Below are 21,617 nucleotides of genomic sequence, written 5' to 3'. Positions count from 1 at the left end.
AAACACGCCCGCAACGGCATGCTGTCGCCCGTCGACTTCGAACGACAGCAGAAAATCTAAACCGAGGGTGTCTACAAAACCCGGGGCTATTCAGATCCCTTCATGGCGGAGGTCGTGAAAGTGAAGGTCCTTGATGTCGAGAAATCGACACGCCCGCGTGAAATTGGCACTAATACTTTCTGCAGCGTAAGGGAAGGTTTCGGCTTGATCTCGGGGCATACGCTGAATGATGGCCAACGCCTCTGGAGGCAGGTCGCACCAAGTGTGATTGCCGATCTTTTGGCCTGGGTTTTTCATGTCGCGGACGAGAATCCTGCTGTGTGCTTCGTCGAGATCCTGCCATGCGATCCGCGTAATCTCCTCCTGTCGTCTGGTTGAGAAAAGGCCGAAAAGAATGATGTCTGCCATAGGCATGGACTGAGACAGCTGCTGCTTTCTCTGTTCGAAATGGGCGAGCAGCAGTTCCAGTTCCGGCAGCGAGGGGCGCCGGTCGCGCTGTCGGCTGCGCGCTGTCAGGCCAAGGCGTTTTGCAACTCTGAAACCGTCCTCCATCGCCGTTCTGTCAAGTGGATATCCCCATGCCGGACGGGCGATAGAGAAGATCGCGGCAAGGTGCGACAGATAATTCGCGACCGTTTGCGGCTGCTTGTCGAGCGAGAGCTCGCGTGCGAGTGTTATGATGCTGGCGCTGGTGATCTCGGCGCATGGCATGTCGGCTATGTCATAGGATTTGATCGCCCGCAGAACCTGAGCTTTCGTGCGACCGATGGGTGCCGCATTTTCATCGACATAGCGGTCAATCGCATGGTCAAGCGTGATGCCGCCATGCTTTCCTCGCTCGAGAGCACCCGGTCGTGCAAGCTCGGTTTCGCGCTTCTTTATCCAGGCTTCAGCGAGACGCTTGCGTTCAAATGTCTGGCTCTCGCTATGGACTGGACGGCCTTGTCGCATTATTCGGTGCATGGCAGCGTAGAAGACTGAGGACGTTCTTTTCGTTTTCGTACGGCTATGGTCTCCATGGTAGCCAGAGGTTTCGTTGTGATCGCTGGAGTTAAGCAGTCGCTTTTCGAAAATCGCTTGGAAAGAAACGATAGGCATAAAATCCTAGCTTGGAATGGGCATGAACGACCAAAAAGATAATAAATTCAATCTTTCCGAGAGCAGGCGCTTCGCGGTCGCGCCCATGATCGATTGGATGGTGAATCGAAAATATCTTTTGTTTTCAATTATTTTTTGAAAATGTAGCAAAAATAATTGCATTTTCTTGCTGTTGTTCCGCGTATGTTCATTTTGGGTGCTTCTTGATCACCTGCTTTTAGCAAGGCCTGTTAAGGCTTCAATGGGGCCGGTTCCTGACTGGCAGGTTTGGTCTCACCAATTAGCGAAGCGGACGTTCGGGCTTGAGAGGCGTATAGTCGCTTTCGGGCCGAGAGGACAATGCCGGGTTTGAGGTAGGGAATCTGCAAAAGCTGCAGTTGCCAGCTTGAGGCAAAGCAATCTCTATGTGTCGAGTGGGCACTGATCCAAACGTCTAGCCAGATAGTAATATCGGCTTCCAGCTGCAGCGAATCTATTAATTTCCGCAAGGTTTTCGCGTAAGATCAGTCCATCTGGTGCGTCGCCGAATAGAAACAGGTCTGGCTGGAGGGGGATGGCCAATTGCCTCGGTAAATCCGGGATAATGATTTCGCCAGATAGAGGCCTGATGAGGCCCCACCTCTTAACGGCTTCTAGCTCTTTGGCATATTGGTCTATGCTTTGCTGAAGCCATATGCCATTAAGCTGCCGAGCGGGAATACGTCCCCCGCTCCTGATGAACAGATAGTGATCGCGCTCCAAATTTTCTTCCTGCTCCAATGTGAGTTGATCACCCGCAACGCCGTTTAATTGGAATTCCTGATCTTTCAATTGATTATATCGCGAACGCATATACCAAAGTGCGAAGAAGCGCTCGACACTGCGCTTGTCTGTCGCTTCAGTTATACCGCACTGGTTAGCGATGGTTCTTTCCGCAATTTCCTGAAATTGTTCTTCGATCTCCCGCATATAGCCTGACTCGGCACGCTGATCCCAAGCCCTTCTCGCACAAAATATCGGGTCCGATGGCTTGGCTCTCCGGGAACGTCCCCTTAGCAAATCAAGCACCTCCACCTTGCCATCTTCATTAATCAACCGAGCAATGCTTTTGGTTGGATAGACATGTTGCAAAATCGTGAGCTTATTTGGATTTTTTGGGCGAGTCTTTTCCGGCTTGGACCATTTAGTTTCGTCATCATAGTCCGGTCGGCCACTGGCAATCGCTCCCGCAATCGCGGCTGCGTGCAGGCCTCCACTCTTGCTGTAGATCGAAATGGTCCTGTTAAAGCGCTTTAACGTGTTCATTGACTTAAAGGGCCTCAACTAGGTCATGTTGACAAACTGCGGACCCAGATGCGGACGGCGACGATGTGGACGATGGCGAGATAGCTTTCGGCTGTTTTGTCGTATCGGGTGGCGAGACGCTTTGCGCATTTGAGTCTGTTGAAGCAGCGCTCAATCTGGTTTCGCAGGGCATACACGAAGCCATGGACACGGATCGGCTGTTTGCGACTTGCTCTGCCGGGAATGACGGCTGTTCCGCCGCGCGCCTCGGCGTCGTCGCGGATGTGATCGGAATCGTATCCGCGATCAGAACCCTGGCTTTGGGCAGGTCCTCATCGGCGAGCACGTCATCACCCTTGTAGTTCGGCCAGTTGCGGTCTGACATATTCAACAGACGGTTAACCGGTAGTCAGATGCGGAGTGTGATGTTATTACGGCAAGAGTGTAAGCGCCGTTGATGACCTTGCTTTTTGTATATCTGGAATCGCGTTGCTCGCAAGCACCACGATTTACCTGGACTACACCCCATCGGTCGGCGATGGGTACGCCGTGATCATCTTTAAGAGTGATATATATGTGGGGTCCAAACCAGTGTGTCCGATTGCGAGAACAGGTATAAAATTTTGCCAGTTGCTTCGCGATAAACGTCAGTGTGCAGGTGTCATCCTCTTCAATTCGTAAGATTATATCGGTGTACAGAAAATTTCCATGTTGCCTATCTGGAAACGACCGATAGCGTGGTGGACTTACAAAAAAAGAAGAATTAACTATAAGAGAATTTGGTATTTCACCAACGGTTTCTACGTTATCTAATTCATTAATCTGATCAATTTCCTGACTATCGATCATTACTGCCCCCTTTTTGCTTCTTATGGTCGCGCATGAATAACTACACAACCATGATAGTTGCGATTTGTCTAGCTCTATCGCACCTTTCAGAGTTCGCCGGAAAATAAGTTTAACGATATCGGTTAGTTATGATTTGTCTTGAAGCAACTTTAGTAGAGGGTGAAAAGTACCTTAGGTCATGTTGACAAACTCCTGATCCAGAGTCGGGCGGAGATGATGTGAACAATGGCAAGATAGCTTGCGGCTGTTTTGTCATAGCGGGTAGCGAGCCGTCTGGCGCATTTGAGCTTGTTGAAGCATCGCTCGATCTGGTTTCGGAGGGCAGGTCACAGTTCCCACAGTCCGGCCAGCGTCAAGCAGCGGAACTGGCGGTACACGCTTGACCACTTGCCGAACGCTTCGGGAAGATCGCACCATTGCGCGTCGGTCCGGGCAGTCCAGAATATGCCGTCCTGAACCAGCCGGTGATTGGATGCCGGCCGACCACCGCTTCCCCGGATAGCAACTATGAACAGCCCGAAAAACGCCCATTCGGCGTCACCCATCAGCAGCCGAGCCAAGATAGCCTCCTCTCGAAAGCCATCTTGAACCATGCTTCAGCTGATTTGGGAATCCGGTTTGTCAACAGGACCTAGATATCTTCGTCAAGTAGGGTTTCCGAGTGCCGAGGTTACCCTCTTGATGATCTAGAAGCCGCGACAAGACCCACTCGCGCAATGGACGTCGTACTGGCAGAGGCATAGCGGAGAAAGGCCGGTTTTGGGTTCGACGTCTGGCCAGTTGGGTGTCCGAAATGGCGGCGCGCCTTCCGGACCGGCAGAAACGGGGCCGCAACCAGACAGTCCAGTTTCGGAGCGCAGTGATAAAACGCTGCCCTTGGCTGCGAGCTGACCACTCTGATCGATTTCAACCCCATTTCAGACGTTGATGGTCAATTGGCATCAATCGTGCCGGAAACCATGTGAGAGCAAGCACCTGCCGACTCAGACGATCGTGTCCCAAGTGGCTTTCTAATTGCGTTTGTTCGGTTGATCGCAAAGGGTGTCGCTGGACAGACTCATGGTCTTCTTCAAGAGTCGAATCGACAAAACAAGGAGAGGACATCTGGAATCTCGCAGTTCCGACCGTGAAAAATGATTGGGAGAACTATGTTGACAGCATGCTGTGCGCTAGCCCCACCAATTCATCTTCAAAGACCTGCGTCCCGAAATATGGCGATTCTTCCATGACAGCCGAGCGTATCACGCCAATGATGGCCCGTGTCAGTACGTATGCTGTTATGGGGCTTATCTCCAGGCAGCCGTCAACATCCCCGGACGTTCGAGCGGCGAGCATATCGCGCATGGCTCTGTCGACCGGCAATGTCAATTCCTCCGATAGCCCATGAGCGATGAGCGCTTCGATGAGAGCCTTTCGTGTTCGCAGGCGTCCGCTAAAACCCTGGATAAGCGCGTGAATCGCGGCGCGCAGCGGATCTGTCTGCACCTTCCCACCCATCTGGGAGGCTATTTCTGCATTTACGGCTGTTCCCGTGAAAGCCAGCTCACGACGCGCCAGCGTGATCAGTATGGCGTTCTTGTTGGGGAAATATTGGTACAAGGTGCCGATGCTTACACCTGCACGGCGGGCGATCGCATTTGTGGTCGCAGCCTTGGGATTTTCTGCCTGTAGAATCTGAGCTGTTGCCTCCAAGATCGCAGAAACTGTCGCTTCAGCGCGTACCTGCTTTGGAATTTTCCTAAATGAATCAGTAGGTTTCATGTCGTGCGTCGCCGTCGTAAACGCGCCTGGAATGCGAGTTTAATAATATGAGCATTCCTCATATTTTAGAGCTACACCCTATGAATACAAGCTCGAAAGGAACCTCAGATGAAACTTTCGCTCCTCCTGTTCGCCCTGTCAGTAAAGCTGCGAACGGCAAGTCGGCATAACGCGTTGCTCCGCGCTCGATTGCAGCAGCGCACCGCCTCGGTCTGGATACAGACGGAAGACCACCGGGTCGGCCGTTTGTTCGTGTTCGCCAAAGGGCGGATATTCACCCGGTCTGGGGGCGAAGGTGAGGCTGATGTCACGATGCTCTGGAAAGATGCCAGCATCGCCTTCGCGGCGATGACATCAAATGATCCGCAAGCGATTGCCAAAGCTCTTGAAACAGGACACCTCCGCCTCGTGGGGGACGTGATGGTGGCGCAGTGGTTCGCCAGTGTAATCCAGGCGTTGAAAGGTCCAGCTCCTCTGCCTGCGATAGCAGAGAAGGTGGCTGTGATCGGATTGGGAAAGATGGGCGCCGGACTGGCGTATAACATCCAGAAGAACGGTTTCCCGCTTGTTGTGTTCAACCGAACAGCGGCGAAAGCACAAGAATTTGTCGAGCGCGGAGCTCTTCTGGCACAGAACCCGCGTGAGGCGGCTGAACAAGCCACTGTCATACTCAGCAGTCTCATGGATGACCGGTCTGTGCGCGATATTGTGACCGCGCCAGACGGTATCCTGGCAGGCATGAAACCCGGGAGCATTCATTTGTGTGCGACGACCATTTCGCCAGAGCTTGCCAAGGAGCTTACCGAAATTCACAGGCAGCATGGCTGCTACTTTGTGTCAGGCGCAGTGGTCGGACGTCCGGATTTTGCGCGGGCCGGGGAACTCATCACGCTCCTCGCCGGTGCCAGCGACGCCGTTGAACGCTGCAAACCGATTTGCAATAGCTATTCAAGCACGGTGATGGTTCTTGGCGAGGATCCGGCTCTGGCCAATTACGCCAAGCTCTCCATCAACTATTTTGCCGCATCGAATATGGAGCTGATGGGCCAAATCTATGCCTATGGCGATGCGGTTGGAATCGATCGCGCATTCTATGGCCGGCTGTTTGAAACGAGCTTTTCCAATCCGACGCTGAAAATGTACGCCACAAAGATCGGTGACCGTGCGTTTCAAACGGAAGTTGGATTTGAACTGTCCGGCGGTATCAAGGACTTGAAGCTCATGCATGCTGCTTCACAGGCCACGTCCCGCTCACTGAACTACGCGCCACTTATCATCGAAAAAATGCAAACAGCGCTTGATCGTGGCTGGGAACATTACGATTGGTGCAGCTTCACGGATATGTCACTGAAAGATGGTCACTGATGCCTGAACTGATGGAGTGGTCGCCATGGAAGTACATGGCAACGACTGTGACAGTTTGAGGCCAAATCAAGCACGGTGTCTACGCTGCAGACTCAAGCGAACCTAGGTACATATTGCAGCGAGTCACGACTTGCCGCCCTTCATGTCGGTGCTTGGCGTTCTGCTGCGTCTAGCACGGATGTCGCAGAGGGGCTGAGAGTGAATGTCAGTTGCAATGGCACGAAGGGGCGCTGTGAGCGAAAGGAGATGGTAGCCTGCCGGTAGTGCACTCACTGGCGCTTCGTCATAAGCCTGATGGCGACTTGTTGTTGCCCCCACCGGAAGGCAAACGTGTCCGAAACATCAAACCATCCACCACCATCGCCTGCACCGTGGTTGGCGCCCATACAGGAACACTGGCACTCATGGCCGACTGCATTGCGGCATGCCGGCGCGCATTTCTCCATCTCTCGATATGGCTGCACTACATAAACGCGATCATAGCGTTCTAGCGCTCCATCAACGAAACGGTTCAGCCAGTTCAACGGTAATTTCCATGTCTTTTCCAAATGCGCATATTGGATTGATGGCCTTCGGTTTCCAGTGGCAAGGCTGTGGAGCCACAGCCTGTTTGACTGGTGATAAGGCAGCCTAACGGTGAGCTTGTCGCCATTTATGCCGCTCCGAACAACGATCGGTATATCGCCTCGCTCCCATTGACGGCGAATATCGGGGGGGATTTTGGAATTATCCATTTGCGCTAATAACCTTCATCGCTGGGATTTTTCCATTGAGATAAACGATAATAACCTAGAATCTACTCTAGGGACTAACAATACTTTTCTCGTAGAAGCGTGTACTGGACTGAACCGTCTGGCCGAATCTAAGTGAGAAGTTGTCGATGAAGAATACCGCGAATTATAGTGCTCACCCTTTCCAAGTTTGCCGCAGATAGGTTTTGAGGGGCAATGTCCACTTCCTGTCGTATCACGGTCAGTGGCGCGGTCTGCAGCGAATGGCTACTTACGGAAGCTGAAGCCACAATCGCGAACGACCGACTTTGGGGCGCATAGGCGACGTAGCGCCGCTGGTAGGACAGTGTCACCTTCTGGCAGGCGCGGTGACGGTCTCTATGACCAACGTCGAGGCATAACCGGAAATCATTTCCTTTGCTGGGCCGGTTGCGGACTGTTTGATACAACCAAGAGACAGTGCCAAAGTCGAGGCGACGGTGTGCGCCAGTGAAGAGGTTGCAGGATACGAGAGAGCGATGTCAGCAGACGAAATGAATAGGTTGATCCGACGAGGACTGGCCGTCAGCGTCGCTATGGATGTGATCGACGGCAAGTTGGACGAGGAATTCGAGGTATCTCGTGCAATTGAAATGACCGAGCGGGTCAAGTGGAGCAAGGGTCGCGTTGCGCCTCCGGCTGATCTGATGGCGCAGTGGGATCTGGATCCCGCACATTTCTATCTAGCCTATGATGGCAACGACCCTGATTTACATCCGGGAGACCAGTTCGTATTGATCGAAGCCGACGTGGCTGATGTCCATGGAAAGCTGACGTACCACTCTAGCCGTGACAAGGATCCATGGCACAGACGGTATAGGCGTGGCAGTGAAGGAACCGCTTTTCGCTGGTTTAGGGGGCGGCCTGTGACTCCCCCGCTGATCAACCGCGTTGGTGATCAGGTTGGTATCCAGGGCGGCAATCACAGGTACCATCTCGCGCACTACTACAAGACCGACAGGATGCCCTTCTTGGTGCTGAACGAAGATCTGGCTGCTGTGCTTGACCTTCTGCCGACCGCCTCCGTCAGGACTGAACCAGCCGCCTGACTGCCGCCAGCTTCGTGCGACATTCCTCACCTACCGTCGCAAGCTTGACCAGGTACTGGGCGACATCAAGGTGGATGATGAAATGGTAGTGAGCAAAAATAATTTATTCTCGGATATCAGGAGTCGAGTAGAATGAATCCGATCGACTGCCACGAGAGATTGCCTTGCCTGTCACCTTGAACCTCTACCTCGACGATTCCGGAACTAGGCATCCCACCCACAAGGTCGGGAAGAAAGCGGCGCACGGGTACGACTGGTTCGCACTCGGCGGCATCCTGGTTCGAAGCGACGAAGAGGACAATGCCCGTGACCTTCACGCAAAGTTCTGTGAGAAATGGGAAATTACGGCACCCTTGCACTCGTCGGAAATCAGATCGCAGAACGAGAACTTCGAATTCCTGCGGGGCTGGGAGGAAAACAGGCTGGGAGCATTCTACGAGGAACTTTACATTTTAATGCGCGAGGCGCCCGTGGTCGGTATCGCGTGCACTGTTGACCGCCCCGGATACTGTGGACGATACCTCGCGCAGTACAAGCAGAATCCTTGGTTGCTCTGCAAAACCGCATTCACTGTCGTCGTCGAACGCGCCGCGAAATACGCTATCGGCCAAGGCATGAAGCTGCGCGTGCATCCTGAGCGCTGCAACAAGGCGGAAGATGCGAACCTGGAGGGCTACTACAAGGCTCTAAAGGCGGAGGGAATGCCGTTCGCTAAGGAGAATTCCGATAAGTACGGCCCCTTGACCCCTGAGCAGTTGATCCAGACGCTCTACGAGTTCAAGACCAAGCAGAAGACTTCGCCGATGGCGCAACTGGCGGATCTATATCTATGGCCGATCTGCATGGGCGGCTATCACGCCAGCAATCGTCCTTACCAGCGCCTGACCGACGACGGAAAGCTGATTGACTGCCATATCAAGGAAGACGAGCGGCCGATGCTCGGATCCAAATATAGCTGCTTTGAGAATGTCGTACGGAAGGCCTAAAAACACAAAAAGCCTCCGACGTTTCCATCGAGGCTTTTGGGCGACCGCAAAGGCGATCTCGTGGGCCAGGCCCGATCAAATAACTATCGTACGCCATGATTCGTTGCAAGGAATTTTTCGTTAAGCCGAATTAACCTGACGGCGGTACGAACGCAACATTCGTCGAAATCATGTACGAACAGGCATCGCTCGATCCCTCGGAACCTATCACCAAGCCGCTGTTGTTATCGACATCCACCGCATCAGTTTAAGATCCATAGCTGAGAAGGTGGATCGTAGCCATTTAATCGGAGTTTATTCTTTCTTTTTTCCGGAGGGTTTCGATCAGCCTTTCGTTTATTTCATCCCCGCTTTCACCAAAGTGTATTTGGCGATGAATGGTCGGATCTATTGCTGCTACGAAGCGTGGGTCATCCGGGCCATCGTCAGACAGACGACGCGTATGGTGTACCTCTAGGTACGGGGCGCCAGACCTAGTTTTGAATGGTGCGGGCTTTCCAGTGAGCTCGCAGAGACCATTTGCTCTCGCTAGTACATAATCGCGAACTGCTTGGCTTCGTTGCCTATAGCCTAGCCTGGCATCTGACCATTGCTTTGCTTGACGAGGCTTCGAAGCTTCGAAAGCTTTCTTTCTAAGTTCATCCAATGGTGTGCCTAGTTGAGGCTTGATATCATCGACGTTTCGAAGGGGTTCGCTGTCGGCTCCTAGCCTTACAAGGTGAAATTGGATGCAATTGCGAAGGTTGCCTTTGCTGTCTTGGCCGCGAAATATATCCCATGATTGGCATGCGAAGCGGCCTATGAAACGAACAGGCTTGGACTTTCCCAGCGCTTCAAACAAAAGAAGCTCTTTGCCGTTTTGGTCGTGATTGCGAATGGCGGCATTTCCGCGAATGAACAGCATGTCTCCGACTTGACCTTCGCCGGTATATAGAAAAACTCCTTCATCTTTCCATCCGTCAGAATATCCGTGCTGCTCACCAGACTTACCAGTGAAAATGAAAACAAATGGATGGTCTGTTGGAGTTGAAATCCCCCCCTGCCGTTGGCCGCCAAAATGAACATGTATGTCGTCGCGTCGTGAGTAAATCTGCCCTTCAATGAACAAGACGTTTCTCCCATCCCGGCCATGCCAAATGGATTCCACCAAATTTCGCGATCGTGTCCCACGGAGTGGTTTAGCTTCGGCGTTCGCCGTGCCCTCCGAACATAGCCGGGAACGGATCAGCTTGCCGCAGGCAGGCTGATGAGGGGATCATTACTCATTGTGGCGATGGTTTCCAGTGTCATCTAGCGAGATCGTTGGGGAGGATGTTCCAACCTCTGTCCGTCGCTTGATTTCGACGTTGAGGCACAGGATTGCGAGAACATTGCTTTGAGGTCACACAGAAAAATGAGCGTTCACTGGCTTTCGCATGATCGTATCTGGTGCCAATGGGATTTACGCGAAACTTTTATTTTCCTTCGTTGTCGATCCCGCAATATCTGCGTGCTTTCTTGGATTTTCTCAGGGCCTGTGCAGTATGCTGAATTCGCGCAACGCCTGCTCGTGCTGTCGATCAAGGTATTCGGCGAGATCGTTGATGTGTACGCCTTTCTGAGACTTTTGAGAACCATCCATCTGCATTACGGGAATTTCCAGATCGCCCATGGCAACTTTTCGAAGAAACTTCACGGGCGTAAGGTGCTCAAAGTAGTCTTCGCAGATATCCTCGATGGGGATCACCGCCCGGCCTTCGTATTGAACCATCAGAAAGAAGATTGTCTTGGGGCGAGGTGCCGTTGGGTCTGCTGCTCTCTGCGCAGATCGGTGTTCTGCTGAATAGCGCGATTTCGTCTCCGATCTTCTCAGGCGACGTTTGGTGACGGTGTTCTTTTCTGTCACTTTGCGGACCTCCGAGCTCAGCCGATCAAGAGGTAGGCGAGCATGCCAACGGCGCCGAGGCCGAGGCAGAAGCCGGCGAGCAGGCCGGTCACCAAGGCCTCGCGCATATCGTCAGCGGTTCGTGTCGCGACAGCAAAAGGGCGGATCTGATGCTTCATGAGTTTCCCTTCCCGGTTCAATCTCCCGCCGCAGGCTCTTGCTTGGATCGTGAGTGCTGCGGCGGGTGTTGGGGTCAATCGGGCAACAGAGGGGCGGCCCGATAGAAAGAAAGGGTATACGTTAAAAACGTATATTGCAATATGTCGTACGCGAAATACGTACAATGAGGGCCAGAAATAAGCCCCGTAAATTGCGAGGCTTTGTCGATATGAGGTTCACGCGGCGTATTTCGTGGCCGTAGCCCTGATCCTCTCGCTATAGTCATAGATCTGATCAAGGCTGTCGATCATGACGCGCTCTTCCTGGTCGCCGTCAAAGAGCCCGATATATTTTACCGACCGATTAAAGTGCAGACGCAGGAGAGGCTTGCGGTTGTTGTTGTCAATCAAGATTGCGCAATAAGACTTTGCATCTCTTATGAAAATCCGAGTAGGGGACACAACCTCGCGTGCAATCGCTTTCGCGATCATGTAGCCTTCACGCTCATCATCTGTGGTTACGATATCGGGTTCTTCTTCGATCGGCTCGACAACCTCCTGCGCCACTGCCTCTGTATCGGCAAGCGCATTTGTCAGCCGACTTTTCACGTTGTCCATGATCACTTCACGGAATGCAGCCTTGACGACGCCGGTCAGCATTTCCTTGACCTGAGCGGTTATGCGGCCCTCGTAAACAGAGCCAGCGACAAGGCGGACAAACTCCTCTGACGGGTCATCAATCAGGCCAGAGATGACCTGTTTAACGCCTGATGTGTATTTGAGGCGTTCTGCCGTTGCGAGGATGCTGTCGACGTTAAAGCCGCTCTTCTCAAATTTCCGAAGCTCTGAAATCGTGGTGGGGTTCAGATCCGTGATGTCGAAAATGAGGAACGGTCTTGCATCCAATTTATTGGCCTCATCGAGGTCTGTGTAGAAATTGAATGTCTTGCCGTTTGTGAGGATCGCGAACTTCGCTTTCGTAACTGTGAAATAGCGAAATAGCTGGCTGAGGTGCTTTTTCTCGAGGACGGTCGTTAGCGGTTTGCACTCGACAAGAATTCCAATGTCGTCATCGATCTTGATGGCATAGTCGACTTTTTCGCCCTTCTTCCCAACTGCATCGGCAGTGAATTCGGGGATTACCTCGAAAGGGTTGAAGATGTCGTAGCCCAATGAATGCAGGAAAGGCAGAACAACCGCTGTCTTGACCGCTTCTTCTGTTGCCATTGAACTCGAATGAGATTTTACACGCTCAGATATGCTTCTCAGCGAGTCTTCCAAAGCGCCCATTTACCCCTCCCGGACTTACTTTCTGGCCAAATGGCCACAGATTCGTCCGATGATGGTAAGTCGCGACAGTTCAACCGTAAAGGTTTCAAGTGCAGGGTTGTCAGAAATGATCCGAACTTCGGTCGGTTCACTGAAGGGGATGCGCTGAAGGCGCTTGATCTGAGGTTCGGCGTATCCGTCAGAAATGGCGTACACTGTATCCGTCGTCAGTGCGTTCTGGTGCAGGTCTACAATGACGCGGTCGCCCGGCATGTAGGTCGGTTGCATGGAATCGCCGACGACCTCCATCACGACGGCGCCGTTCGGGCTCACCTTGGCCTCGTTGTGCAGATATGAGGGGGGGAAATTCCATTCTGCGACGACCTTGTGGCCAGAAATCGTGTCTTTGCCGACCTGAATATTGATAATCTCCCCCGCTTGACCACTGCCAGCGCCCAGTTTGCCGTCAATCTCTGGAATGGCGCCTTCTCGTGACGGCTTCCACCGCTCTCTTGTAAAGCCTGCCTGTGCCTGGGTGTCTTCGAATTCGTTGTCTGGGTCATAGGATGCGACAACCAGACGTGGCTTTGACGGCGTGGCCTGAGGGTAGGCAAGGGCCCAGACTTCGGCCTCTGTGATCGGCGGGCTGCCTCGTCCGACGACAGCTCTTGCGAGCTTTTGAGCGATATCGGCAGACAGAAATTCCTTGGTGTAGAGATCGGCGTTTTCGTAGCGCTGGATACTCGAACTGTTGCGATATCCCATGGCTTTGGCGAGTGCAGCCAGTGATAGGTCTGCTCGATCGCGCAGAGCTTTGAACTTGTCGGTAACGCTGAGATCTTTTCTGGTCATGGCATGATCTACGCATAATGCGTATACGTTTTCCACGTTGACATGCGTACGTCGAAAACGTACGTTTTGCGCGTATTTGTTAACGCCGAGATAGATCATGAACACCGCTGAAAAGATTATCGCCCGGTTTGGTGGGCTCACTGCGACTGCGCGTGCGCTTTCTGACCCGAAAAAGGAATTCCCGGTCTCCACCGTCCAGGGTTGGAAGATTCGCGGTCGAATTCCAGAGCGCTACTGGCGGCAGCTTGTCTCGGCTTCCGAACAATTCGCAGCCCCTTTGGGGCTCGAAGATTTCCTCCCCGCTGAGAGCGATACCGTGCGGGTGCCTTTTCATGGTTGATGTGTTCTCTCCTTGCTCGCCGGTCTTTTCCTCCCGGATCGGTTTGAGCCAGCGCCGGGCGGGAGCGTGGTTTTTGAGTTCTTGCCACGCTTCAGCCCGGCGCACTTCGATTTTTCTTTCGGCCTTGCTGCTGATCACTTTTTCACGCCGTCGCTCAGACCTCACCGGTTTAGCGCGGTGTTTTCGCGTGCGCAGTGAATGCCTCCTCAGAACCGATTCACAAGACTGGAGAATTTGATGCAGCGGCTTCTTGGTGCGCGGGCATGTGACGGGCTGCGTGAGACGACGCGGCGTTCGGTGGTGCAGGGCGGCGGGCCTGAACGCTTCCAGTATGTCACGCGGGTCAATCAGGGCCAGCTGTCGAAATACTGGACCTTTGACCCGGATCGCCGCAGCCAGCTTTTCATGCCGATCGACATAGCAATCGAGGCGGATATGGAAGCGGGCGCGCCGATCATCGTCGGGGAAATGGCCCGGCAGCTCGGCTATCGGCTGGTGCGCGATGAGGATGTTGCAGGGCCGTCCGGTGAGCTTGGTCACGAGGATCTACTCGCCTTTGAAGAGGCAGCGCATCGCGTGATCCAGACCGTGCTGAGATCCGTTGCTGACGGTCATGTCGACCGGGGCGAGGGCGCCGACATTCTGGAAAAAGTCGCGCTGTTGCTGCGCTATGCCGGGATCTTGCAGCAGAAGGCGGAAAGCGCGCGCCGTGGCGCAGGGACGGGCGAGGAATGAGAAAGCCTTGCCGGATCTCTTATGGCGCCGGGTTTTATGCCTGCAGCACCTGCAAGGCCAGCGATTACCCAGGCGACCGGCCTTTTGCCTGCGCAGAGCCTGATTTCAGCCTGCCGCCGAGCCCTTCCAGCAATCACAAAACCGATCTCAAGAGGACAGACCGCATGGCCAAGAAGGCAGCAACAGCAACCGTTTCGACACCCATGGTGAAGGCGGACCCGCCGCCGGTGATGAAACGCGATGACCGGCGGATCATCGCGGCCAAGCTGGACGATGTCTATTCCACGGACGCCTATGTCGAGCCGTGGACGGACGCCGCGGTTGCCAAGGATCTCGGTGTGCCGCGTGCCTGGGTGAGCGAAGTGCGCGAAGCCTTCTTCGGCCCGGAAGGCAGCAATCCGAAGGTCCAGAAGCTGGAGCAGTTTATGGCTGAAATCGAAGCCAATGCTTCGCAACGGCGCGCATTGATTGCCCGGCACTTCGAAGAGGGCACCGCACTGCGCAACGCCTTGCTCGATGATCAGGCAAAGATCGATGAGGCACGGGCGCTTGCCAACCAGATCCTGCGTGAGGTGAAGCGGTGAGCGGGCCACGTATCATTCGGGTTGTCTGCCCGCATTGTCAGGGCAGGGGCTATTTCGCCGATGGCGTCCGCTGCACGGTTTGCGCTGGCAGTGAGCGGATCAGTGCCGACGATGCACGTGCCTTTGCCATTGATCAGCGCCGCGCGGCGGATGCCAACGGGCCGGGTGAGCTCTCATGGCCACAGAAGCGCAAATGCGCGGCCGTTGCTGAACGGGTGTTCGAGACATTGCACGAACTGCCGCCATGGCGCCGGCATTATGCATGGGAGAATGCGCAGTGAACAGCCAGATTGCCAGCCTAATCGCAGACATGGTGCGGGCAGGGGTAGACCCTGACCTGATCGGACGCACGGCCGAAGTGCTTGCGGCGCGTGAATCCGCGGATGCTGTCGATGAGCAGGCAGAACGGCGGCGCGCGAGGGACCGCGAGCGTAAGCGCGGAAGAATTCCGCGGAATTCCGCGGAATCCGCAGAATCTGCGGAAAGTGTGGAAGCCTCACAAAAAGAGAAAGCCCCCCACACCCCCCTAGAGAAAAATTCTCCCCTCAAAGAAAAGACCCCTAAAGGGGTCCAAAAGAAAGTTCCCCTCATAGCCGGAAACGAGGCTTTCGAGGCGAGACGCAAAGCTGGCGATATCGCAGGGCTCAGTGCCGAGTTCGATGATCGGTTCTGGCCAGCCTATCCGCAGAAAGTGGCAAAGCCTGCTGCGCTCAAGGCCTTCATGAGGGCCCGGACCCGTGCCGATCTCGAGGCCATCCTTGCAGGGCTCAACCGTTACGTCGCCAAGCGTGATGACCGGCCTTGGTGCAATCCTGCGACCTGGCTCAATCAGGACCGGTGGAACGATGCGCCGGTCAGTGCACCGCAGCCGATACCGCGTTCACCACCGGCTTTCCGGGAGAACCTGCAGGAACGGCAACAACGAATTTCCAGAACCATGAGAGGCGAAGATGACGACGGAACTGGTGGCAAAATCATCGACATTGGTCGCAGAGATTACCGCGCTTGAAGACAGGCTGGCCCCGGCAACACCGGAACAGGCCGGCGAGATCGTCGGCAGCCTGATCGATCTCGGCTTCATCGCGCCAAGCTCGATCAAACCGGGGCTGGAACTGAAGGCCTACCGGATCGCACTGAACGCGGCGCCGCTTGAGGCGCTGAAGCATGTGGCCAACGGGCTGATGCAGGGGCAGTTTCCCGAATTCCGCTCGTTCCTGCCGCGTCCGGCAGAGCTTGCCGTGCTGGTCGCCGATGCCGCGAAGGCGGATCGCTGGGCGCGGGCGAAAGCAAAACGGGATCTCGAGGCGGCGCAGGAACGGGAAGCGCTGCAGCTGGAACTGAGTGAGGCCGAGAAGGAACGCCGGAAGGAAATGGCGGCGAAGGCGCGCAAGCTGATCGCCCAGATCACGGCAGGGCGTTCGCTGGAGGAAGCTGCCCATGCGCGCTGATGCTGAAAACCGGAAGCTGCAGCGCAAGGCCTTCATGCGGTTCTACAAGCTTTGGCCTGCCTGCGGCGATGATTCCGACGAGCGGGCCTTTGCCGAATGGCAGGCGCTTGCCGAGGAAGACCGGCAGGCCGCAGCAAGCCAGCTTGAGGCCTATCTGGCGTTTGAGGCGATCAATGGCAGGCAGGTGAAACATGCCGCCTCGACCTATCTGAAGGAAAAGCGCTGGTCTGTGGTGCCTGAACGGGTGGCCTCGACCAATGGCCCGACGATCGGCTCGACCTTTGGCCGTTCATGGATGGCGGAACGCTTCGCCCGTCTCGCCGCACCATGCCGACGCCTGCCGCCGCTCTCAGCCTTCTATCAGCACCAGATCGCGGCAGGGCTCTATGACGAGACCGCGGTGAAGCTGGAGCGCATGCGCAAGATGGGCTGGCCGGCCGTTAACGACATGCATGCACAGGCAGTGCGGGAACCCGCCAAGGGCGTTCGGGTGAGCCGGGCGATCGCCATGCTCGGCGATGGCTTCGAGGCGGTGCGGGTTGATGGCGAGATCTGGCAGGCATGGCAGGCTGAGCACGATAGGCGCGGCTGGCCATGGCTGCCGGATACGGGGCGGCAGGACTGGGTCTACTTCCCCCCGCTTGAGGGTGGAGCGCCAGATGCGGCGCTTGAGGCATTCTTCGACAGGCTCGAACGGGCAAGGGTAAGTGAGGCGGTGGCATGATGGTGCGGCAGGATATCGACGGACAGATCATTCGGGATGCGCGCCCGAAGCTCGAGGAGCGGCTGAAGGCGATCAGCATCCGCCAGCGTCCGTCATTGCGCGAACCGGTGGCCGATGATGCACCGTGGTTCGTCGCTGAGGTGCAACAGGGGCACGAATGCACGGTGGAAAAAGATCTGATCGCAGCCGGTGTGCAGACGGCGCTGCCGATGCGAAAAGGGCCAGCCCGCAAGCGGCGCGGACGAATCATTCCGGCAAGCGACATGCCGCTGATGGGCGGTTATCTGCTGGTCAGATTTGCTGTCTCGAATGAGGCGCTGAACGCCTTTTATGGCTTCGATCACGTCTCGGGTCTTCTTGGCGGATGGGATAAGCCGTTTACGATAATGCACTGGAAGGTAACGGAAATCCTTCGACGCTCACAGATAGGCGATTACGACTGGCAGCGTCAGGCGGCAAGCCGGTTCCAGCCGGGCGAAACGGTTCGGATCGGTGATGGTGTCTTTGCCGGGCTGTCCGGCGAGATCGTGAATGCCCGCTCAGACGGCCGTGGGGACGCTGTGGTGGAGGTTGAGCTGATGGGACGAAAAACGCCGATGCTGATCCCCCTTGCAATCCTCGAGAAACTGTGAATCTATATGCGCCAACGGATGATCCGGTTCTCAGTGGAGCTTGCTCGCACGCCCGGACCCAGCCCTGAAACGGCCGATGAGAGGCCGGACCACTTCAGGGCCAGTGCGTGAGCTATGCCTTCCTGACAGACGATGACGATTGAGCACTCCTCGTTCTCAAAATGGGTGATTGAAAGTTCGTTCGTCGTCTTCCCGAAACAACTAAATGCAATGACATGTAAGCTTGTATCGCTTTAGTCGTTGCCTGCATTGGTTGTTATTGGTATATTTGAACTACCTTCTTTGAGCCTGGGACAGAGGTCCCCAAATTCGCCGACGCCCCCATGACGGCGAATGGGTGCGTGTGCTCTGAAGGCCCCTGAGAGAGGCGACCATACCCCCAAGGTCGCCTCTCATTTTAGGTTTTGTAGTTTAAGCGAACGCCTTAAATATTGATTTACTAAAATACCAACTGAGGGGCTACGGCAGCTTGTCTTTGGGTATGTCGTGGCGTACCCATGGGTTCGATTTCAGTATTCATTTGACGACCTTGGCGCAGAGACCTGATGTTGTGCCAAGGTTTTACGAAATCTTACGGCGCACCTAGATTTTTAGGACGAAGCCCGTCTGGCAAATGTCGGACGGGCTATTTGCTTATGCTTTCAGCCCACATCGACATCGACTTATCCCGCTTCGAGGCGAAGATGACCTCGGTGCAACGCGAGCTTATGCCAAAGGCGGAAGTGCTGGCGTTGAACTGGCTGGCCTATGACGCCATGCGGGAAGTGAAGGCGCGGATGAAGACGGTGTTTGACCGGCCGACGCCTTATGCGGTGCGCGGCATCGTCTACGACAACGCGACTTTGGCGAACCGGAACTCTGCTGTTGTCGCAACGGGTGACCGCACGAAAGGCGGGCTTCCGGCCACGGCCTTCCTCGGCCCGGAGATTGAGGGCGGCATGCGCGGGCACAAGGCGTTTGAACAACAGCTGATCGGACGCGGGCTGATGCGGCGCAATGAGGTTGCCGTGCCTGCAAGACAGACGCCGCTCGACCGCTACGGCAACATGACGCAAGGGTTTCTGAACCGGGTCATGCGTGATCTGAAGATCGACTACCGGGGCAGTGGCGCAAACCGCATCTCGAAAGGTTCGACGCGGCGCAAGCGCAAGGCAAAGCCTTATCAGTTCTTCGTGCCGCAAAGTCGCGCCGATCTGGTGCGGGGCATCTGGTTTTCCGGCCGCGGTGACCGGGATTTCTATCCGGTGATCCTGTTCGTCAGTGCTACGTCCTACCGTGAGCGGCTGAAGCTGAAAGAAATTGTCGACGAGGTCGTCCGTTCGAAGATGGACAAGGTTTTCGCAAGAGCTTTTCGGAAAACACTCGAAAGCAGTTGAAGAAAACAGAAATTGGAGGGTTTAGGGCACGACTGTGAGTCTGTTGTTCACGTATCAAAGCTATTTTAAGCGGCTTTCGTTGCCTTCATGCTCCAAATGTCTATCATCCGAAAAGCCGCTTCGATAGAGGTGGCCTTTCCAAGTACACTTATTCCCCGCGAATGTGAATCGTCATTTGTTTCGAAAATAAAGTAGCCGTCAAAGCCGAGATGTGTGGCGCCAGATTCAATAATTGTTTGACGGGCAAGTGCGGCTATGTGGATACTTTTCTTGTTGTCGAGTCTTACCGATGCAAGGATGTCTTCCATGGCACGTTCACCTCTTCAGGCGAGGCAGTCGCCTCGAATTTCCGTAAATGATCTTGCGCTCTATATGGTGTCGTCCGATACAGCGCGAATGGGGATTGTCCGCAGAGCGAAGTATCCACAAACTCCCCCAATAATTCGTTACCGAGACGTGAGATCGGTTCTTTGTCAGTATTTATCAGATCCCTTACGCCCTGTTAATCGGCTTGTCGATGCAGAGGACATTTTTCAGCAGCGGATCGACGATCCCTCAATCCGAGACCTTGCCCGAGATGACGCTCGTCATTCAATTGATGTTCTTCACGCAATTCAGGGTATGCAGAATCAACTGGCTTCCTTTGATTTCCATCATGCTCCTCAAGATCAAGACAAGCTTGAGATAGCGGGAGTGGAAGTTTCGGTGAGGGCAGACTTACTGCTTCACGCGTCAGCTAGAGGCGTTCAGCAAATTGGCGCTGCGGTCCTTCGGATGACCATGGACGACGCGGAAACCGACGCCGCTCGCCAAAAAAGGCGTGAAATGGGTATCTATGCCGCGACTTTGGCTAGGTTACATCTCGATCAGAACATACCGACCGACCGGCAACCGGTTAATCGCCTTTGTTTGTCGATTGATATTCAGCACGGCGAGGTCTTTGAGGCCCCAAATTCGAGCACAAGACGTATAAATGACATTGAAAGTGTTTGTCGGGTGATCGCCGCGTTGTGGCCGACCATTTAGGTGTTTTCACACCAAGCTGATTCTTATGCGCCGGGTCCTACCTGGGGCCGGTGGCCACGCGGGTATTTGGCACCGCGCGGTCTGGGCAGTCTGAGCCGGATTTTTGAGCCTAAAGTCCAAGCCTAAACTAAAGACAGGGTGAGTTTAGCCACCATGGAAGCCATGCCTGAGAGCATGACCAAGGCCGCCTTTGCAGCGCTGATTGCTGTCTCACCCGGCCGGGTCTCGCAATATCTAAGCGCCGGGCAGATCCATGGCGATGCGATCGAGGGCGAGGGGCGGTTTGCCCGGATCCGTCCTGGTCCAGCCATCGTCCAGCTCGGCCTTTCAATCGATCCCGCGCAAGGATTTGGCGCCAACGGGAAAGCAGCGACAGCCACAGTTCGCAAACAGGCTGATTTCCCCCGTGCCGAAGCGCGGCCGGGCGGGGCGGGGCAATTGCCGCTCCGCCCGCCGTCACCTGACGAGGATCTGGCCGAGCTTCTCGCCCGCGAGCGGCTGCAACAGCAAAAATACAAGACCGCCCAGATGGCGCGGCAGGAACGTGAAGAGGCGGGCATCTATGTCCGCACGGAAGACGCAAAGCGCGAGACCGGTCGGGGGATCTCGGAAGCCTTCAAGGTGATGGAGCAGGGGCTGCCGGATCTGGCAACGGCGCTTTCTGAAGAGTTCGGCTTACCGCAGCGGGATTTGCAAAAGGCACTGACCCGCAAATGGCGGTCGATCCGGGAGGCCGCGGCCGAGGCGTTCCGCGCCATCAGGGACAAGACGCCGGAAACGCTTGAAGCGCCGGATGACGAGGACATGCCAGACCATGACGATCCTGTTCAACCCGCTGCGGCTGATCTATGAGGCGCTGGCGGAAGTCTGCGAACCACCGCCACCAGTCGACTATCTCGCCTGGGCAAAAGACAACATTGTCTTTTCCGAGCGGATCTCGGCCTTTCCCGGCCCTTATCGCGAGGACATGTTTCCGTTCTTCTCGGAGATCCTGAAGGCGCTGTCGCCGGATGATCCCTGTTCGATTGTCTCGCTGGCCAAATCCGCCCAGGTCGGTGGCACGGTGCTGGCCAATATCTTCCTGCTCGGTACGCTGGAGCTTGACCCCTGCGACTTCCTCTATGTCCACCCGACAGAGGAGAACGCCTCGCGCTGGTCGAAGACCAAGCTGATGCCGCTGTTGCGCGAGACGACCTCGGTCAGGGCTCTGTTTGCTGATGGCAGCCGCGACGGTGGCAATTCGATCCTTTACAAGGAACGGATCGACGGGCGTGGCGCGGTGCAGGCGGCCGGTGCCAATTCGGCCGCGGGCCTGTCGATGATTTCGCCGCGCGCCCAGGTGCAGGATGATCTTGCCAAATGGGGGATGAATGACGCCGGTGACCCGGAGGTGCAGGCCGACAGCCGGTCGAAGGCCTTCTTCAATCGCAAGGTCTTCAAGATCTCGACCCCGCTGATTGCACCGGGC

General features: G+C 55.2%; 26 protein-coding genes and 1 pseudogene. 15 read left to right on the top strand and 12 right to left on the bottom strand.

Annotated elements, in window-relative coordinates; translation table 11 throughout:
- Positions 1 to 90 precede the first annotated feature (90 nt).
- The 5 genes and pseudogenes from HCK86_RS23485 to HCK86_RS23460 all read right to left on the bottom strand — a co-directional run bounded on the left by HCK86_RS23485 (position 91) and on the right by HCK86_RS23460 (position 4,971).
- Positions 91 to 1,098, bottom strand: coding sequence for a site-specific integrase (locus tag HCK86_RS23485; RefSeq protein ID WP_176086923.1), 1,008 nt, complete (start codon positions 1,096 to 1,098; stop codon positions 91 to 93).
- Positions 1,099 to 1,500: 402 nt separating this feature from the next.
- On the bottom strand, positions 1,501 to 2,382 hold the full coding sequence (locus tag HCK86_RS23480) for a hypothetical protein (protein WP_176086922.1): 882 nt from the start codon (positions 2,380 to 2,382) through the stop codon (positions 1,501 to 1,503).
- A 366-nt stretch (positions 2,383 to 2,748) separates the two neighbouring features.
- On the bottom strand, positions 2,749 to 3,210 hold the full coding sequence (locus tag HCK86_RS23470; protein WP_176086921.1) for a hypothetical protein: 462 nt from the start codon (positions 3,208 to 3,210) through the stop codon (positions 2,749 to 2,751).
- A gap of 176 nt (positions 3,211 to 3,386) precedes the next feature.
- Positions 3,387 to 3,803: pseudogene (locus tag HCK86_RS23465) on the bottom strand (transposase).
- A gap of 553 nt (positions 3,804 to 4,356) precedes the next feature.
- Positions 4,357 to 4,971, bottom strand: coding sequence for a TetR/AcrR family transcriptional regulator (locus HCK86_RS23460; RefSeq protein ID WP_176086920.1), 615 nt, complete (start codon positions 4,969 to 4,971; stop codon positions 4,357 to 4,359).
- Positions 4,972 to 5,079: 108 nt separating this feature from the next.
- Here HCK86_RS23460 and HCK86_RS23455 point away from each other — a divergent pair, with 108 nt between their 5' ends.
- A complete protein-coding gene (locus HCK86_RS23455; RefSeq protein ID WP_176086919.1) occupies positions 5,080 to 6,336 on the top strand; it encodes an NAD(P)-binding domain-containing protein in 1,257 nt (418 codons plus the stop codon).
- A 269-nt stretch (positions 6,337 to 6,605) separates the two neighbouring features.
- Here HCK86_RS23455 and HCK86_RS23450 read toward each other — a convergent pair whose 3' ends face one another.
- On the bottom strand, positions 6,606 to 7,070 hold the full coding sequence (locus HCK86_RS23450; RefSeq protein ID WP_176086918.1) for a hypothetical protein: 465 nt from the start codon (positions 7,068 to 7,070) through the stop codon (positions 6,606 to 6,608).
- A gap of 515 nt (positions 7,071 to 7,585) precedes the next feature.
- On the opposite strand from HCK86_RS23450, the gene HCK86_RS23445 reads away from it, so the two are divergent.
- Positions 7,586 to 8,155: a hypothetical protein gene (locus HCK86_RS23445; protein ID WP_176086917.1), complete on the top strand. Its 570-nt coding sequence runs from the start codon at positions 7,586 to 7,588 to the stop codon at positions 8,153 to 8,155.
- A gap of 164 nt (positions 8,156 to 8,319) precedes the next feature.
- Positions 8,320 to 9,141, top strand: a complete 822-nt coding sequence (locus HCK86_RS23440) for a DUF3800 domain-containing protein (RefSeq protein ID WP_246739748.1) — start codon at positions 8,320 to 8,322, stop codon at positions 9,139 to 9,141.
- A gap of 283 nt (positions 9,142 to 9,424) precedes the next feature.
- On the opposite strand, the gene HCK86_RS23435 is transcribed toward HCK86_RS23440, so the two are convergent.
- The 5 genes from HCK86_RS23435 to HCK86_RS23415 all read right to left on the bottom strand — a co-directional run bounded on the left by HCK86_RS23435 (position 9,425) and on the right by HCK86_RS23415 (position 13,284).
- A complete protein-coding gene (locus tag HCK86_RS23435) occupies positions 9,425 to 10,249 on the bottom strand; it encodes an HNH endonuclease (RefSeq protein ID WP_176086916.1) in 825 nt (274 codons plus the stop codon).
- 399 nt (positions 10,250 to 10,648) lie between these two features.
- Positions 10,649 to 11,026, bottom strand: coding sequence for a pyocin activator PrtN family protein (locus tag HCK86_RS23430; protein WP_348641118.1), 378 nt, complete (start codon positions 11,024 to 11,026; stop codon positions 10,649 to 10,651).
- 17 nt (positions 11,027 to 11,043) lie between these two features.
- On the bottom strand, positions 11,044 to 11,184 hold the full coding sequence (locus HCK86_RS23425; RefSeq protein ID WP_176086915.1) for a hypothetical protein: 141 nt from the start codon (positions 11,182 to 11,184) through the stop codon (positions 11,044 to 11,046).
- Positions 11,185 to 11,400: 216 nt separating this feature from the next.
- Entirely contained in the window at positions 11,401 to 12,453 is a 1,053-nt protein-coding gene (locus HCK86_RS23420) for a type I restriction endonuclease (RefSeq protein ID WP_176086914.1), read from the bottom strand.
- A gap of 15 nt (positions 12,454 to 12,468) precedes the next feature.
- Positions 12,469 to 13,284: a LexA family transcriptional regulator gene (locus HCK86_RS23415; RefSeq protein ID WP_176086924.1), complete on the bottom strand. Its 816-nt coding sequence runs from the start codon at positions 13,282 to 13,284 to the stop codon at positions 12,469 to 12,471.
- 97 nt (positions 13,285 to 13,381) lie between these two features.
- On the opposite strand from HCK86_RS23415, the gene HCK86_RS23410 reads away from it, so the two are divergent.
- The 9 genes from HCK86_RS23410 (at position 13,382) to HCK86_RS23370 (ending at position 19,123) form a co-directional block, all read left to right on the top strand.
- Positions 13,382 to 13,624: a hypothetical protein gene (locus HCK86_RS23410; protein WP_176086913.1), complete on the top strand. Its 243-nt coding sequence runs from the start codon at positions 13,382 to 13,384 to the stop codon at positions 13,622 to 13,624.
- Positions 13,625 to 13,861: 237 nt separating this feature from the next.
- The gene (locus tag HCK86_RS23405; RefSeq protein ID WP_176086912.1) at positions 13,862 to 14,359 is read left to right on the top strand and encodes a hypothetical protein; all 498 of its coding nucleotides are present in this window, start codon (positions 13,862 to 13,864) and stop codon (positions 14,357 to 14,359) included.
- A gap of 164 nt (positions 14,360 to 14,523) precedes the next feature.
- Complete coding sequence (locus tag HCK86_RS23400; RefSeq protein WP_176086911.1) at positions 14,524 to 14,943, top strand: hypothetical protein; 420 nt, start codon at positions 14,524 to 14,526, stop codon at positions 14,941 to 14,943.
- Complete coding sequence (locus HCK86_RS23395) at positions 14,940 to 15,224, top strand: hypothetical protein (RefSeq protein ID WP_176086910.1); 285 nt, start codon at positions 14,940 to 14,942, stop codon at positions 15,222 to 15,224. Before HCK86_RS23400 ends, HCK86_RS23395 begins: the two co-directional genes overlap by 4 nt.
- Entirely contained in the window at positions 15,221 to 15,952 is a 732-nt protein-coding gene (locus HCK86_RS23390; RefSeq protein WP_176086909.1) for a hypothetical protein, read from the top strand. Before HCK86_RS23395 ends, HCK86_RS23390 begins: the two co-directional genes overlap by 4 nt.
- Positions 15,894 to 16,391: a hypothetical protein gene (locus HCK86_RS23385; RefSeq protein ID WP_176086908.1), complete on the top strand. Its 498-nt coding sequence runs from the start codon at positions 15,894 to 15,896 to the stop codon at positions 16,389 to 16,391. The genes HCK86_RS23390 and HCK86_RS23385 overlap by 59 nt, the downstream gene beginning before the upstream one ends.
- On the top strand, positions 16,381 to 17,115 hold the full coding sequence (locus HCK86_RS23380) for a hypothetical protein (RefSeq protein WP_176086907.1): 735 nt from the start codon (positions 16,381 to 16,383) through the stop codon (positions 17,113 to 17,115). Before HCK86_RS23385 ends, HCK86_RS23380 begins: the two co-directional genes overlap by 11 nt.
- On the top strand, positions 17,112 to 17,747 hold the full coding sequence (locus HCK86_RS23375) for a transcription termination/antitermination NusG family protein (protein ID WP_176086906.1): 636 nt from the start codon (positions 17,112 to 17,114) through the stop codon (positions 17,745 to 17,747). Before HCK86_RS23380 ends, HCK86_RS23375 begins: the two co-directional genes overlap by 4 nt.
- A 635-nt stretch (positions 17,748 to 18,382) precedes the next feature.
- Positions 18,383 to 19,123, top strand: coding sequence for a hypothetical protein (locus tag HCK86_RS23370; RefSeq protein WP_176086905.1), 741 nt, complete (start codon positions 18,383 to 18,385; stop codon positions 19,121 to 19,123).
- Positions 19,124 to 19,188: 65 nt separating this feature from the next.
- On the opposite strand, the gene HCK86_RS23365 is transcribed toward HCK86_RS23370, so the two are convergent.
- A complete protein-coding gene (locus HCK86_RS23365; protein ID WP_176086904.1) occupies positions 19,189 to 19,431 on the bottom strand; it encodes a hypothetical protein in 243 nt (80 codons plus the stop codon).
- Here HCK86_RS23365 and HCK86_RS23360 point away from each other — a divergent pair.
- The 3 genes from HCK86_RS23360 to HCK86_RS23350 form a co-directional block, all read left to right on the top strand.
- Positions 19,430 to 20,149, top strand: a complete 720-nt coding sequence (locus HCK86_RS23360) for a hypothetical protein (protein WP_176086903.1) — start codon at positions 19,430 to 19,432, stop codon at positions 20,147 to 20,149. The two genes, HCK86_RS23365 and HCK86_RS23360, sit on opposite strands and share 2 nt — an antisense overlap.
- A gap of 153 nt (positions 20,150 to 20,302) precedes the next feature.
- Positions 20,303 to 21,001 carry a hypothetical protein gene (locus HCK86_RS23355; protein ID WP_176086902.1) on the top strand — a complete coding sequence of 233 codons (699 nt, stop codon included), beginning with the start codon at positions 20,303 to 20,305 and terminating at the stop codon, positions 20,999 to 21,001.
- On the top strand, positions 20,964 to 21,617 hold a 654-nt coding region (locus tag HCK86_RS23350; RefSeq protein WP_176086901.1), incomplete at its 3' end, for a phage terminase large subunit family protein. The genes HCK86_RS23355 and HCK86_RS23350, both read left to right, overlap by 38 nt.

Origin of the sequence: Martelella sp. HB161492 (assembly GCF_013184775.1) — a bacterium.
Taxonomy (GTDB): Bacteria; Pseudomonadota; Alphaproteobacteria; order Rhizobiales; family Rhizobiaceae; genus Martelella.
Note: the sequence above shows the minus strand (reverse complement) of the source record. Positions and strands in the feature narration are given on the sequence as shown.

What these genes read in the sequence shown, in the direction of transcription:
- HCK86_RS23365 (WP_176086904.1), bottom strand. Translation starts at nt 19,431, where the DNA reads ATGGAAGACATCCTTGCATCGGTAAGACTCGACAACAAGAAAAGTATC.
- HCK86_RS23415 (WP_176086924.1), bottom strand. Translation starts at nt 13,284, where the DNA reads ATGACCAGAAAAGATCTCAGCGTTACCGACAAGTTCAAAGCTCTGCGC.
- HCK86_RS23480 (WP_176086922.1), bottom strand. Translation starts at nt 2,382, where the DNA reads ATGAACACGTTAAAGCGCTTTAACAGGACCATTTCGATCTACAGCAAG.
- HCK86_RS23445 (WP_176086917.1), top strand. Translation starts at nt 7,586, where the DNA reads ATGTCAGCAGACGAAATGAATAGGTTGATCCGACGAGGACTGGCCGTC.
- HCK86_RS23425 (WP_176086915.1), bottom strand. Translation starts at nt 11,184, where the DNA reads ATGAAGCATCAGATCCGCCCTTTTGCTGTCGCGACACGAACCGCTGAC.
- HCK86_RS23380 (WP_176086907.1), top strand. Translation starts at nt 16,381, where the DNA reads ATGCGCGCTGATGCTGAAAACCGGAAGCTGCAGCGCAAGGCCTTCATG.
- HCK86_RS23370 (WP_176086905.1), top strand. Translation starts at nt 18,383, where the DNA reads ATGCTTTCAGCCCACATCGACATCGACTTATCCCGCTTCGAGGCGAAG.
- HCK86_RS23385 (WP_176086908.1), top strand. Translation starts at nt 15,894, where the DNA reads ATGACGACGGAACTGGTGGCAAAATCATCGACATTGGTCGCAGAGATT.
- HCK86_RS23355 (WP_176086902.1), top strand. Translation starts at nt 20,303, where the DNA reads ATGGAAGCCATGCCTGAGAGCATGACCAAGGCCGCCTTTGCAGCGCTG.
- HCK86_RS23420 (WP_176086914.1), bottom strand. Translation starts at nt 12,453, where the DNA reads ATGGGCGCTTTGGAAGACTCGCTGAGAAGCATATCTGAGCGTGTAAAA.
- HCK86_RS23460 (WP_176086920.1), bottom strand. Translation starts at nt 4,971, where the DNA reads ATGAAACCTACTGATTCATTTAGGAAAATTCCAAAGCAGGTACGCGCT.
- HCK86_RS23410 (WP_176086913.1), top strand. Translation starts at nt 13,382, where the DNA reads ATGAACACCGCTGAAAAGATTATCGCCCGGTTTGGTGGGCTCACTGCG.
- HCK86_RS23450 (WP_176086918.1), bottom strand. Translation starts at nt 7,070, where the DNA reads ATGGATAATTCCAAAATCCCCCCCGATATTCGCCGTCAATGGGAGCGA.
- HCK86_RS23405 (WP_176086912.1), top strand. Translation starts at nt 13,862, where the DNA reads ATGCAGCGGCTTCTTGGTGCGCGGGCATGTGACGGGCTGCGTGAGACG.
- HCK86_RS23360 (WP_176086903.1), top strand. Translation starts at nt 19,430, where the DNA reads ATGGCACGTTCACCTCTTCAGGCGAGGCAGTCGCCTCGAATTTCCGTA.
- HCK86_RS23455 (WP_176086919.1), top strand. Translation starts at nt 5,080, where the DNA reads ATGAAACTTTCGCTCCTCCTGTTCGCCCTGTCAGTAAAGCTGCGAACG.
- HCK86_RS23375 (WP_176086906.1), top strand. Translation starts at nt 17,112, where the DNA reads ATGATGGTGCGGCAGGATATCGACGGACAGATCATTCGGGATGCGCGC.
- HCK86_RS23470 (WP_176086921.1), bottom strand. Translation starts at nt 3,210, where the DNA reads ATGATCGATAGTCAGGAAATTGATCAGATTAATGAATTAGATAACGTA.
- HCK86_RS23485 (WP_176086923.1), bottom strand. Translation starts at nt 1,098, where the DNA reads ATGCCTATCGTTTCTTTCCAAGCGATTTTCGAAAAGCGACTGCTTAAC.
- HCK86_RS23400 (WP_176086911.1), top strand. Translation starts at nt 14,524, where the DNA reads ATGGCCAAGAAGGCAGCAACAGCAACCGTTTCGACACCCATGGTGAAG.